General features: G+C 42.2%; 14 protein-coding genes. All 14 read left to right on the forward strand.

All coding sequences use genetic code 11. From position 1 onward, the window contains the following. Positions 1-333: 333 nt before the first annotated feature. The 14 genes from rlmB (at position 334) to NCY30_RS10220 (ending at position 12,353) form a co-directional block, all read left to right on the forward strand. Positions 334-1,128 (forward strand): 23S rRNA (guanosine(2251)-2'-O)-methyltransferase RlmB, encoded by a 795-nt coding sequence (gene rlmB / locus NCY30_RS10155; protein WP_055195508.1) that lies wholly within the window; start codon positions 334-336, stop codon positions 1,126-1,128. A 154-nt stretch (positions 1,129-1,282) separates the two neighbouring features. Next, positions 1,283-1,717: an NfeD family protein gene (locus NCY30_RS10160; RefSeq protein WP_055195506.1), complete on the forward strand. Its 435-nt coding sequence runs from the start codon at positions 1,283-1,285 to the stop codon at positions 1,715-1,717. 3 nt (positions 1,718-1,720) lie between these two features. Continuing rightward, the gene (locus NCY30_RS10165; RefSeq protein ID WP_055195505.1) at positions 1,721-2,653 is read left to right on the forward strand and encodes an SPFH domain-containing protein; all 933 of its coding nucleotides are present in this window, start codon (positions 1,721-1,723) and stop codon (positions 2,651-2,653) included. Between the two features lie 49 nt (positions 2,654-2,702). Further along, a complete protein-coding gene (argF, locus tag NCY30_RS10170) occupies positions 2,703-3,698 on the forward strand; it encodes an ornithine carbamoyltransferase (RefSeq protein WP_055182552.1) in 996 nt (331 codons plus the stop codon). A 17-nt stretch (positions 3,699-3,715) separates the two neighbouring features. Next, positions 3,716-4,696: a biotin--[acetyl-CoA-carboxylase] ligase gene (locus tag NCY30_RS10175; RefSeq protein ID WP_055182550.1), complete on the forward strand. Its 981-nt coding sequence runs from the start codon at positions 3,716-3,718 to the stop codon at positions 4,694-4,696. Beyond that, positions 4,689-5,030: a DUF6145 family protein gene (locus tag NCY30_RS10180; protein WP_044920685.1), complete on the forward strand. Its 342-nt coding sequence runs from the start codon at positions 4,689-4,691 to the stop codon at positions 5,028-5,030. The genes NCY30_RS10175 and NCY30_RS10180 overlap by 8 nt, the downstream gene beginning before the upstream one ends. Before the next feature lie 33 nt (positions 5,031-5,063). Further along, entirely contained in the window at positions 5,064-5,840 is a 777-nt protein-coding gene (locus tag NCY30_RS10185) for a type III pantothenate kinase (RefSeq protein WP_006428698.1), read from the forward strand. 253 nt (positions 5,841-6,093) lie between these two features. Continuing rightward, positions 6,094-7,050 carry a tRNA dihydrouridine synthase DusB gene (gene dusB, locus NCY30_RS10190; RefSeq protein ID WP_006428697.1) on the forward strand — a complete coding sequence of 319 codons (957 nt, stop codon included), beginning with the start codon at positions 6,094-6,096 and terminating at the stop codon, positions 7,048-7,050. Between the two features lie 218 nt (positions 7,051-7,268). After that, a complete protein-coding gene (gene greA, locus NCY30_RS10195) occupies positions 7,269-7,751 on the forward strand; it encodes a transcription elongation factor GreA (RefSeq protein WP_006428696.1) in 483 nt (160 codons plus the stop codon). Between the two features lie 98 nt (positions 7,752-7,849). Beyond that, the gene (lysS, locus tag NCY30_RS10200) at positions 7,850-9,907 is read left to right on the forward strand and encodes a lysine--tRNA ligase (protein WP_055182548.1); all 2,058 of its coding nucleotides are present in this window, start codon (positions 7,850-7,852) and stop codon (positions 9,905-9,907) included. Positions 9,908-10,170: 263 nt separating this feature from the next. Then, positions 10,171-11,055: a MerR family transcriptional regulator gene (locus NCY30_RS10205; protein ID WP_055303969.1), complete on the forward strand. Its 885-nt coding sequence runs from the start codon at positions 10,171-10,173 to the stop codon at positions 11,053-11,055. A 133-nt stretch (positions 11,056-11,188) separates the two neighbouring features. After that, complete coding sequence (locus NCY30_RS10210) at positions 11,189-11,431, forward strand: zinc-ribbon domain-containing protein (RefSeq protein WP_080543158.1); 243 nt, start codon at positions 11,189-11,191, stop codon at positions 11,429-11,431. After that, positions 11,362-11,571, forward strand: coding sequence for a hypothetical protein (locus tag NCY30_RS10215; RefSeq protein ID WP_006428693.1), 210 nt, complete (start codon positions 11,362-11,364; stop codon positions 11,569-11,571). Before NCY30_RS10210 ends, NCY30_RS10215 begins: the two co-directional genes overlap by 70 nt. Before the next feature lie 80 nt (positions 11,572-11,651). Continuing rightward, a complete protein-coding gene (locus NCY30_RS10220; RefSeq protein WP_081019708.1) occupies positions 11,652-12,353 on the forward strand; it encodes a class I SAM-dependent methyltransferase in 702 nt (233 codons plus the stop codon). Positions 12,354-12,408: the final 55 nt, after the last annotated feature.

The following is a 12,408-nucleotide window of genomic DNA, read 5'->3' on the forward strand; positions in this document are numbered from 1 at the left end:
CTCCTGCAAGGTAGCGTTCGACTATTTTTACTTTTTCTACTGGTTCTATCTTACTCTTTCTGAACATGAAAATACCCCCATATAGGACTTTTATATTTCATTGTCCTATATGAGGGTAGCATACCACCAGACTTCCGGGGGTTTTTATTCAATTTTACATGGGAGAATAAAATCCAGAAAAACATCTCCTTTCCGTACCTTTTGTTGGAGTCGGTAACAAGTAGATTGCACTATAATATAAAATAATATTTTATACTTAAAAATATATAACTTAAAATTTATACAAATATGGTATGATAATATAAAATAATAAAAAAACGAGGAACAACATATATGATCACAAGCACATCCAATGCCAGAATCAAACGTCTGGTAAATTTAAAAAAGAAGAGAAAACTAAGAGACGAAGAGGGCGTCTTCCTTGTAGAAGGAATCCGCATGTTCCGGGAAGTGCCGCTCGACAAGTTAAAAGAAGTCTACGTATCTGAATCCTTTTACAAAAAAGAAAAAGATACCGTAAAAGAAGTCCTGAAAGATTCGAAAATAAGAGTGGAGGAACTGACAGATACCGTATTCTCACATGCGTCAGATACCAAGACCCCGCAGGGCATCCTGTGCGTGGTGGAGCAGATGAATCACAAAATCAGCGAACTGACTTCAGCAGAGTGTCCGCTGATCATGGTATTAGATCATCTGCAGGATCCGGGTAATCTGGGAACGATTCTGCGTACGGCAGAAGGCGCCGGTGTAACAGGAATTCTAATGGACAGGGAATGCGTCGATATCTACAATCCGAAAACGATCCGCTCGACCATGGGATCAGTATACCGTATGCCGTTTGTATACGTGGAAGATCTGGGTAAGGGAATCCAGGATTTAAAAGACAAAGGTATTACGACCTATGCGGCACATTTGGAAGGAAAGCATTCCTATGATGAAGAGAACCTGACGAATCCGTGTGCATTCCTGATCGGGAATGAGGGAAATGGACTGAGACGAGAGATTGCAGATATGGCAGACTGCTATATCAAGATCCCGATGCTTGGTCAGGTAGAGTCGTTGAATGCCGCAATCGCCTCTTCTGTGCTGATGTTCGAGGCTGCAAGACAGAGAAGGAAGGCAGATTAATCTCCTGAAACCACTTTTATACAGAATATTTATCTGTATATTACATAAAATGAGATACAATCCACTCATTTTGCACAAGAAAATTGCTTTCTTTATCAGAGTATAGTAATATAGTGAACAAGAAATAATATATACGGAAAAGAGAGGACGGCTTATGAAAGTGATCTATTGGCTGGCGATATTTATTGTACTGCTGATCATTGAAATTGCGACGATGGGACTTACCACCATCTGGTTTGCCGGAGGCGCACTGATCGCATTCTGTGCGGGGCTTGTCGGCTTTGGACTGGGCGTTCAGGTTGGGACATTTATCGTAGTTTCGCTCCTGCTTCTGCTTCTGACGAGACCACTTGCGGTGAAGTACTTTAATCAGGAGAGACAGAAAACGAATGCAGAAAGCCTGATCGGCCAGCAGGCACTGGTGACAGAAGACATCGATACGATAAAGGCCAAAGGGCAGGTAGAGATCCGGGGCCAGATCTGGTCGGCGAAGACGGATGAGCCGGACGGAACAATCCCGAAGAACACAGTCGTTGTAGTAAATGGTATCCAGGGCGTGAAGCTGATCGTGAGGACCAGAGAGGAGTAAAGTATGATTTTAGGATTAATTTTATTAGTAATCATTATCTGCGTGGTGATTTCCTGTGTGAAGGTAGTCAGACAGGCGCAGGCACTTGTAATTGAAAGACTGGGTGCATACCAGGCAACTTGGGGAACCGGACTTCATTTTAAGATCCCGATCCTTGACCGCGTGGCAAGAAGAGTGGATCTGAAAGAGCAGGTAGTAGATTTTGCACCACAGCCGGTTATCACAAAAGATAACGTAACAATGAGAATTGACACCGTTGTATTTTATCAGATCACAGATCCGAAGATGTTCTGTTATGGTGTGGCAAATCCGATCATGGCGATTGAGAACCTGACAGCTACCACACTTCGTAACATCATCGGAGATCTGGAATTAGATCAGACACTGACATCCAGAGAGACGATCAATACGAAGATGAGAGCGTCTCTTGATGTGGCGACAGACCCTTGGGGAATCAAGGTAAATCGTGTAGAACTTAAGAACATCATTCCGCCGGCAGCTATCCAGGATGCAATGGAGAAGCAGATGAAGGCAGAACGTGAACGCCGTGAAGCCATCTTACGTGCCGAAGGTGAGAAGAAGTCTACAATTCTTGTGGCAGAAGGTCACAAAGAGTCTGCAATTCTGGACGCCGAAGCTGAGAAGCAGGCGGCTATCCTGAAAGCAGAAGCACAGAAAGAAGCCACGATCCGTGAGGCTGAAGGTAAGGCAGAAGCCATCATGAAAGTACAGCAGGCAAATGCCGATGGAATTCGTTTCCTGAAAGAAGCAGGAGCCGATGAGGCTGTTCTTACCATGAAAAGTCTGGAAGCATTTGCAAAAGCTGCTGATGGAAAAGCAACAAAGATCATCATCCCGTCAGAGATCCAGAGCATTGCAGGTCTGGTAAAATCTGTTACAGAGATTGGCGCAGACGATAAAAAAGAAGAAAAGTAGACAAAAGACATAAGATAAAAGTCAAAGAATAAAAGCGAGGTACAAAACAATGGATTTAAAAGGCAGAAATTTCCTGACACTGAAAGATTTCACACCGGAAGAGATCACATATCTGCTTGATCTTTCCGCAGAATTAAAAGAAAAAAAGAAAAAAGGAATTCCGGTTGATAAATACAGAGGAATGAATGTGGCATTGATCTTTGAAAAGACCAGTACCAGAACCCGCTGTTCTTTCGAAGTAGCTGCTCACGATATGGGTATGGGAACGACTTACCTTGATCCTTCAGGTTCACAGATTGGGAAGAAAGAAAGTATCGAAGATACAGCAAGAGTTCTCGGAAGAATGTTTGATGGAATCGAGTATCGTGGATTTGGACAGGAGATTGTGGAGGAACTGGCCAAATATGCAGGCGTTCCAGTATGGAACGGACTGACGAATGAGTATCATCCGACACAGATGCTGGCGGATATGCTGACGATTCGTGAACATTTCGGACATCTGAAAGGTATCAAACTGGTATACATGGGTGATGCAAGATACAATATGGGCAATTCCCTGATGATCGCATGTGCCAAATTAGGTATGCATTTTGTGGCATGTACGTCTAAGAACTATTTCCCGAATGAGGAACTGGTAGAGACTTGCAAAGGATATGCCAAAGAGACAGGAGCAACCATCACACTGACAGAAGATATCGAAAGCGGAACCAAAGATGCAGACGTTATCTGTACGGATGTATGGGTATCCATGGGTGAGCCGGACGAAGTATGGGAAGAACGTATCCGCGAACTGTCCCCATACAAGGTGACAAAGAAAGTAATGGCAAATGCAGGAGAACAGGCAATCTTCTTACACTGTCTGCCGGCATTCCACGATCTGAAGACAAAGATTGGTAAACAGATCCATGACAAATTCGGTCTGGACGATATGGAAGTTACAGATGAAGTATTTGAGTCTCCACAGTCAAAAGTATTTGACGAGGCAGAGAACCGTATGCATACGATCAAGGCTGTCATGGTGGCAACACTTGGTGAAAGAGAGTAGGCAAGATCAGACAGATTATGAAATCAGAAATATTACGTTTGTTAAAAGAAAGCGATACATATATTTCCGGACAGCAGTTGTGCGAACAGTTTCAGGTATCCAGAACGGCCATCTGGAAAGTGATCGACCAGCTTAAAAAAGAAGGTTATGAGATAGAGGCGGTGCGCAACAAAGGCTACCGCCTTATCGACAGTCCGGATGTTATGTCAAAAGCAGAGATTGAAAGTCTTGTAGACACAAAATGGGCAGGAAAAAATGTCGTATATTACGATGAAATTGACTCGACCAATAATCGTGCCAAAGAAGCCGGAGATAACGGGGCTGCTCACGGTACTTTATTCGTGGCAGATATGCAGGTGGCAGGAAAAGGCCGCAGAGGCCGTGTCTGGAAATCACCGTCCGGAAGCAGTATCTATATGACGATCCTGTTGTATCCGGATATTCCGCCGGTAAAGGCACCACAGCTTACGTTACTTATGGCGATCGCTGTGGCAGAAGGTATCCAGGAAGTGACCGGACTTGAGACGAAGATCAAGTGGCCGAATGATATCGTGGTGAACGGCCGGAAGATCTGCGGTATTCTGACGGAAATGAGTACGGAGATCGACTATATCAATCATGTCGTGATCGGTGTCGGAATCAATGTGAATCAGGATACATTTCCGGATGATATTAAGGCAACGGCTTCCTCACTTAAGCTGGAACTCGGAAAGAGCGTAAAGCGTTCCGAGCTGATCGCAGCAGTGATGAAGAGCTTTGAAAAATGCTATGAGATCTTCATTGAGACGGAAGATCTGTCGGGCTTACAGGAACTTTATAATTCCATGCTGGTGAACCGGGATCAGGAGGTCAAGGTCCTGGAACCAGGAAATGAATATAAAGCGCACGCCATCGGCATCAATCAGACTGGAGAACTGATTGTAAGAACGCCGGATGGGAAAGAAAAAGAAATCTATGCCGGAGAGGTATCAGTTAGAGGTGTTTATGGGTATGTATGATGAAAAAGTGGTGCTTTGCGGCGCCAATTCATATGAAGAAAAATATTATCTGAATCCGGATTTTGAACAGCTCCCGGATGATGTAAAGAATGAACTGAAGATCATGTGCGTGTTGTATGTGCATGATGTAGGAGGAATCCTGACGCTGGTATTCGAAGAGAACGGGGAATTATGCTTTGAAGTAACCTCCGATGATTTTGACCCGATGTTCGATGACATTGGAAGCCAGCTTAAGATCAAGCAGCTGCAGAGAGACAAGCAGGATCTTCTGCAGGCATTGCAGTTATATTATAAAGTATTCTTCCTGGGTGAAGAGATAAACAGCGAAGAGTAACTATAAGGAAACAGACAAAACAGGAGGAGAAAGATGCTTCTTGTAATCGATGTAGGAAATACGAACATTACACTCGGAGTGTTTAACAAAGACGAATTATTTGGCACATTCCGTATGAAGACAAAGCAGCCGAGAACATCGGATGAATATGGAATTACTTTACAGGAACTGGTAGAAAGACACGGGATCGAAAGCTCGAAGATCAATGCAGTGATCCTTGCATCCGTAGTGCCGGATGTGATGCATTCACTCGGCAGTGCGATTATCAAATATTTCGGCGTAAAGCCGGTGGTTGTATCTGCAGGAATTAAGACGGGAATCCGTATCGTCACGGAGAACCCGAGACAGGTCGGCCCGGACCGTATCGTAGATGCAGTCGGTGCTTACACCTTATATGGTGGACCGGCGATCGTGGTAGACTTCGGAACGGCAACGACATTTGATGTGATCGGCCCAGACGGAACATTTGAGGCGGGCGTGATCGCACCGGGAATCCGTACTTCGGCACAGTCTCTCTGGGGAGAGGCAGATATGCTTCCGGCAATCGAGATCCGCAAGCCGAATTCCATTCTCGCAAAAGAGACGATCACGGCAATGCAGGCAGGCCTTGTATATGGTCAGATCGGTCAGACTGAATATATCATTAAGCGTATGAAAGAAGAGTCCGGCTACCCGGATGCAAAGGTTATTGCAACCGGCGGACTTGGCAAGATGATTGCGAATGAAACAGACATGATCGATGTGTATGATTCACAGCTTACGTTAAAAGGACTTCGGTTCATTTACGAAAAGAATAAAAAAAGTAAATAATCTACGGTGTTGATAATGTAGACTTTCAGAGAAATGTGCAGCACTATATATCAAGATGGTTCCGCCAGTGTAAGAGTGGGGCTATCTTAGCTGATATATAGTGCTGTGTGTTTCTTGCAGGAAATGAAGTATAATTGTGAGAAGAATGATAAGTATCCTGGAATAATCGAAAATAGAAGATGTTTGTAAATTGTTCAGGGATAACCAGGACAGAAGATAATAGTAATTAAAATTAATTAACAGGAGTAGAAAGATGAAAATCGGGAATGTTAATCTGGCAAATCCATATATTCTCGCGCCGATGGCGGGAGTAACGGATCTGCCGTTCAGACTGCTCTGTAAAGAGCAGGGAGCCGGACTTTTGTGCATGGAGATGATCAGCGCGAAAGCCCTGCAGTATAAAAATAAGAATACCAAAGCATTACTTGCGATCCATCCGGAAGAGTATCCGGTGTCGTTACAGCTCTTTGGTTCCGATCCAAAGATCATGAGCGAGATGGCGAAAATGATCGAAGAGCTGCCGTTCCAGATCCTGGACATCAATATGGGATGTCCGGTTCCGAAGGTAGTACGGAACGGCGAAGGTTCTGCACTTATGAAGAATCCGAAGCTGGTACATGAGATCGTATCGGCAGTGTCGAAAGCAATCGAAAAGCCGGTAACGGTGAAAATCCGGAAAGGATTTGACGATGATCATATCAATGCTGTAGAGATCGCAAAGATCATTGAAGATGCAGGCGGTGCGGCAGTTGCCGTGCACGGACGGACAAGGGAACAGTATTATTCCGGTAAAGCAGACTGGGATATCATCCGTCAGGTCAAAGAAGCCGTATCCATTCCGGTGATAGGAAATGGTGATGTAATTTCAGGAGAAAAGGCACTTCAGATGAGAAGAGAAACCGGCTGTGACGGCGTGATGATCGGAAGAGGTGCACAGGGCAATCCATGGATCTTCCATGAACTTCAGGAATATGAAAGAACCGGTGTTGTTCCTCCGAGACCGACTCCGGAGAAGATCAAAGAGACAATGCTCAGACATGCAAGACTACAGATTGAATTCAAGGGAGACTTTATCGGGATCAGGGAAATGCGTAAGCATGTTGCCTGGTACACAAAGGGAATGAAAGGTTCTGCAAAACTCAGGGATGCGATCAACCAGGTGGAATCTTATGAAGAGTTGGTGGAACTTCTGGACAAGGCGATTGTATAAACAGAGAATCTGAATAATAGATACCGTCGGAAAATGAAAAGAACAGGCGTAAAATAGGGATATACAAGAGACAAAAACATTGACATAAAACACGCATTTATGTATAATAATGAAATTGTGAAAGTATCTTTATTCTATGACAGATTAAATATTCAGATAGATGATTCAGGCATAAAAATGTCAGAGTAATATGGAACAGAAAAAGGAGCAGGAGACAGATGGAAGCAAAGAAAAAATTACTTACTTATGCTGGTTTAAAAGCACTGGAAGACGAACTTGAAAACCTCAAGGTTGTAAAACGTAGAGAGATTGCACAGAAGATCAAAGAAGCAAGAGAACAGGGAGACTTATCAGAGAACGCTGAGTACGATGCAGCAAAAGACGAGCAGAGAGACATTGAAGCACGTATCGAAGAACTGGAAGCAATTCTTAAGAATGCAGAAGTTGTAGTAGAAGATGAAGTTGATTTCGATAAGATCAACATCGGATGTACTGTAAAAGTATTCGACATCACATTTGACGAAGAGATGGAATTCAAACTGGTCGGTTCTACAGAGGCGAACAGTCTGGAAGGAAAGATCTCTAACGAATCACCAGTTGGTCAGGCTCTGATGGGCAAACAGATCGGAGATGTCGTAACAGTAGAGACACAGGCTGGAGTAATGGAGTACAAGGTACTGGACATCAGCCGTTCATTATAAGAGACAGGCAGATACCCGTCGAAGAATAACCAGGACACAAGACTCAGGCCTCTCTTACACGGGAGGTCTGAATTCAGATAAGGAAGGAGAATAAAAAAGTGGCTAAGCAGCAGAACAATGGACAGGAACAGGACGTGAACCAGTTAAGAAAGGTTCGCCGTGATAAATTAGCAGAACTGCAGCAGAATGGAAAAGATCCGTTCAAGATCACAAAATTCGATCAGACACATCACTCACTGGAAGTGAAGAGTCTGTATGAAGCACATGAGGCAGAACTTTTAAAAGATCATCATACACCAGATGTAGAAGGTATGGATGAAGAGCAGGCAAAAGAGGTTCTGAAGAAAGATTATGAAGAGAGAAGAAGCATCATGGATGCCAATCCAATCCACGTAGCAATCGCAGGACGTATGATGTTCAAGAGAGTTATGGGTAAAGCTTCTTTCTGTAACATTCAGGATCTTCAGGGAAGCATCCAGGTATATGTTGCAAGAGATGCTATCGGAACAGAATCTTATGCAGATTTCAAACGTTCTGACATCGGTGATATTTTCGGATTAGAAGGATTTGCATTCAGAACAAGAACCGGAGAGATCTCTATCCATGCAGAGAAGATGACACTTCTTTCCAAGAGCTTACAGATCCTTCCGGAGAAGTTCCACGGATTAACAGATACAGATACACGTTACCGTCAGAGATATGTAGACCTGATCATGAATCCAGAGTCAAAAGAGACATTTATCAAACGTTCTCAGATCCTCAAAGAGATCCGTAACTTCTTAGACGGACGTGGATTCATGGAAGTAGAGACTCCAATGCTGGTAAGCAACGCAGGTGGAGCAGCTGCAAGACCATTTGAGACACATTACAATGCTCTGAACGAAGATGTAAAACTTCGTATTTCTCTGGAATTATATCTGAAGAGACTGATCGTCGGAGGACTTGAGCGAGTATACGAGATCGGACGAGTATTCCGTAACGAAGGTGTAGACACACGTCACAACCCGGAATTTACACTGATGGAATTATACCAGGCATATACAGACTATGAAGGAATGATGGAACTGACAGAGAGCATGTTCCGTTACCTTGCAGAAAAGGTATGTGGAAGTGCAATGATCAGCTACAACGGAACAGTCATCGATATGGCAAAACCATTCGAAAGAATTTCCATGATCGATGCTGTTAAGAAATACGCAGGTGTTGACTTCTCAGAAGTTAAGACAGACGAAGAAGCAAAAGCATTAGCAGACAAGCATCACGTAGAATACGAAGAGCGCCACAAGAAGGGGGATATCCTGAACCTGTTCTTTGATGAGTTCTGTGAAGAGAAGATGATCCAGCCTACATTCGTAACAGATCATCCGATTGAGATCTCACCACTGACAAAGAAGAATCCGGAAGATCCGAACTATGTAGAGCGTTTTGAGTTATATGTATACGGTCGTGAGATGTGTAACGCATACTCAGAGTTAAATGACCCAATCGACCAGAGAGAGCGTTTCGCAGCACAGGAAGAAGCATTTGCAGCAGGTGATGAAGAAGCCAACCACACAGATGAAGACTTCCTGAACGCACTGGAGATCGGTATGCCGCCAACAGGTGGAATCGGATACGGAATCGACAGACTGGTAATGTTACTGACAGATGCACAGGCTATTCGTGATGTATTATTATTCCCGACAATGAAGTCCTTAGATGGTGTAAATAAGAAAAATGATGTAAATAATACAGCTTCTGAAGCACCTGAAAAAAATGTAAAAACTGAGTCTGAAAAGATTGATTTTTCTAAGGTAAAGGTAGAGCCTTTATTTGAGGAATTTGTTGATTTTGATACATTCAGTAAGTCAGATTTCCGTGCAGTAAAGGTTAAAGAGTGTGTTGCAGTACCGAAGTCAAAGAAACTGTTACAGTTTACTCTTGATGACGGAACAGGCACAGACAGAACCATTTTAAGCGGTATTCATAGCTTTTATGAGCCTGAAGAACTGGTTGGAAAGACGCTTATCGCTATCACAAATCTTCCACCGAGAGCTATGATGGGCATTGACTCTTGCGGTATGCTCCTCAGTGCTATCCACGAAGAAGAAGGCGAAGAAAAGCTCCATCTTCTGATGGTTGATGACCATATTCCAGCAGGTGCAAAGCTCTATTAAGATGATGTAAAGATGTACCGTTTTACCGAATAGACGGGACGTACTTCATTTGATAAAAAACTAAAAAAACAGCGATTTACATCAAACTTACATCAATTGATGCAGAAATCGGTGCAAGCAAGAAAAAATCGCATAATTGGCAGAATGAATGGGCAGTCCTGAAATCGGGATTGCCCATTTTTAGAAGAAAGACGAAAAACTCTTGACCTGCACGCAGCGTATACGCTTATACTATCAACATAAATCATAAGGAGGTGCATCGGATGTTATTAAATGAAATTATAAATGAGGTTGGAATGACAAAGCGTGCAGTTAAGTATTATGAAGAAAAAGGATTGCTGTCAGTGGATAAAGATAACAATGGTTATCGTAACTATACTGCACAAGATGTTGAAACTTTAAAAAAGATTTCAGTATATAGAAAACTCGGTATTAGTATTAAAGACATACAGAGCCTTTTGGAAACTGGCGACAAAAGTATTCTTCTTCGTATTTATCAAGAAAAAGTGCAGGAAAAAGTTTTAAAAGACTCAGAACTTGAAGCTTTGAAGCAATTTATAGATGATGGTGACGCAGACAAAGCAAATGAGGCACTTGATTATCAAACCGTTGAAAATGCAATTGAGTCTTTGCTACCGGGAAAAGAATGGGGAGATTATTTTAAAAGTCATTTCAAACCATTTCTTAATGTAAGGTTGAAGACTCTGGAACAGAAGCAGGCACTACAGAATATATTAGAATATTGCGATGAAACGACATTGAAAGTTCCTTTTATTATGGGAATAGGTGCGAAGATGATAGGTGGGATTGCACAAAAAACCAGAACCGCAGATGAGATGATAGCCTATTATCGTGATATGAGTGAAAGTGAATATGAAAGACTAAAAGAAAAAGTATGGAAAGGTGCTAAAATGAAAAACGGTATAATGAAATACCATCCAGCATTTATTGCACAGAGAAAAATGCAGAAAGAGTTACAAAATAAAGGATATAACGATATATTCATTCCTAATTTAATGGTTCTGTCTCCAACGTATGCAGAATATAAGAAAGCATTAGATAATGTGAACGATAGAATGTGTAGAGAACTTGGACTGTATTATGATAGCAATTATAACTTAGTTATTAAAAAAGATAATTCTAAATAAAAGTTAAACTACCCTTTGGGAGAGGAGAAATCCTTTTCTCAAAGGGCTTTTTCTATTTATACGGATATTCGCAAACTACAAGATAAAGCCAAAACTTCATATACTCTAAGCACAAGGAGGTTGAGGTTTGGCTATGAACAACAGTTTAGCAGAAGTACACCCAGAGCTTATTACGGAATGGTCGGAGAAGAATTTACCGCTTACACCTGATGATATTACCTTTGGTTCAAATAAAAAAGTATGGTGGAAAGGTACTTGCGGACACGAATGGCAAACAAGCGTTAAGGCTCGTTCCAATGGAGAAAAATGCCCGATATCCGCTATCATGGATTGCCGGAAGGCGAGGATGCATCTTTCTTTCTGTGCAAAGAACTGATACCGGGATATCTTAATGGAATTACAGGAGAGTATGCACCTCCGGCAGGGTATCTGGTAAATGAAAAGGAAGCAGAGGCATTTGATAGAGAGTTCCCGTATATGGAGAAGAAAAAACTTCTGGGACAGATTTTTGAATGATGAAAAGCAGGAGGTAAATTTAGATGAAAGCAATGGAAAAAGACTGGTATCAGAAAAATTGAACGCTGGATATTCAGAATATGTCATGGGTAGAAGACGCCAACAGACAAGTAGATTTTCTAATCAAGCAGTTACATTTAAAAGGAACGGAAAAGATACTTGATCTTGCATGTGGATTTGGTCGGCACTCACTGGAGTTTGCCAGACGTGGGTATGATGTTACCGGTATTGATATTACACCGGCGTACATAGATTATGCAAACGAGCAGGCAAAAAAAGAAAATTTGAATGCAAAGTTCATTTGTCAGGACATTCGCACGATCACATTTGATGAGGAATTTGATGTTGTGCTGAATATGGCGGATGGAGCAATAGGATATCTTGAAGACGATGGGGAAAATCATAAGATTTTTTCTGTCATTGCGAAAGCATTAAAAAATGGTGGAAAGCACTTTATGGATATCATGAATGGAAGCTATGCCCAAACACATTTCCCTTGCAAGTTATGGGATGCAGGAGAAAAGGGACTTACATTATCTGCTTTTGAATGGGAGAAGGATAGAAAAACGCTGATATATGGGCAGGTAGACTATATGTATGGAGAAGCACTTTATAAGCCTGAAATGAAAGAAGGAAATCCTATAAGGTTATATAGTTTGGATGAAATCACGGAGATATTCTGTAAATTAGGACTTCGTATTTGTAACAGCTTTGCTGATTTCAGTGGAAAGCCGAGTTCTGATAATGATATTCAATTGATGGTTTATTCCATACGGGAATAAATCTTCATCAAATCTTTATTTTTTTCTGTTAGGTTATATTTCAGTAAGAAATGAA

The organism is Dorea sp. MB18-49 (assembly GCF_023669465.1).
In the GTDB taxonomy this organism is placed as follows: Bacteria; Bacillota; Clostridia; order Lachnospirales; family Lachnospiraceae; genus Dorea_A; species Dorea_A longicatena.

Coding starts and splice junctions, on each gene's coding strand:
- argF (WP_055182552.1), top strand. CDS start 2,703: ATGGATTTAAAAGGCAGAAATTTCCTGACACTGAAAGATTTCACACCG.
- NCY30_RS10160 (WP_055195506.1), top strand. CDS start 1,283: ATGAAAGTGATCTATTGGCTGGCGATATTTATTGTACTGCTGATCATT.
- NCY30_RS10210 (WP_080543158.1), top strand. CDS start 11,189: ATGAACAACAGTTTAGCAGAAGTACACCCAGAGCTTATTACGGAATGG.
- NCY30_RS10215 (WP_006428693.1), top strand. CDS start 11,362: ATGCCCGATATCCGCTATCATGGATTGCCGGAAGGCGAGGATGCATCT.
- NCY30_RS10165 (WP_055195505.1), top strand. CDS start 1,721: ATGATTTTAGGATTAATTTTATTAGTAATCATTATCTGCGTGGTGATT.
- NCY30_RS10220 (WP_081019708.1), top strand. CDS start 11,652: ATGTCATGGGTAGAAGACGCCAACAGACAAGTAGATTTTCTAATCAAG.
- dusB (WP_006428697.1), top strand. CDS start 6,094: ATGAAAATCGGGAATGTTAATCTGGCAAATCCATATATTCTCGCGCCG.
- NCY30_RS10185 (WP_006428698.1), top strand. CDS start 5,064: ATGCTTCTTGTAATCGATGTAGGAAATACGAACATTACACTCGGAGTG.
- greA (WP_006428696.1), top strand. CDS start 7,269: ATGGAAGCAAAGAAAAAATTACTTACTTATGCTGGTTTAAAAGCACTG.
- rlmB (WP_055195508.1), top strand. CDS start 334: ATGATCACAAGCACATCCAATGCCAGAATCAAACGTCTGGTAAATTTA.
- NCY30_RS10205 (WP_055303969.1), top strand. CDS start 10,171: ATGTTATTAAATGAAATTATAAATGAGGTTGGAATGACAAAGCGTGCA.
- NCY30_RS10175 (WP_055182550.1), top strand. CDS start 3,716: ATGAAATCAGAAATATTACGTTTGTTAAAAGAAAGCGATACATATATT.
- NCY30_RS10180 (WP_044920685.1), top strand. CDS start 4,689: ATGTATGATGAAAAAGTGGTGCTTTGCGGCGCCAATTCATATGAAGAA.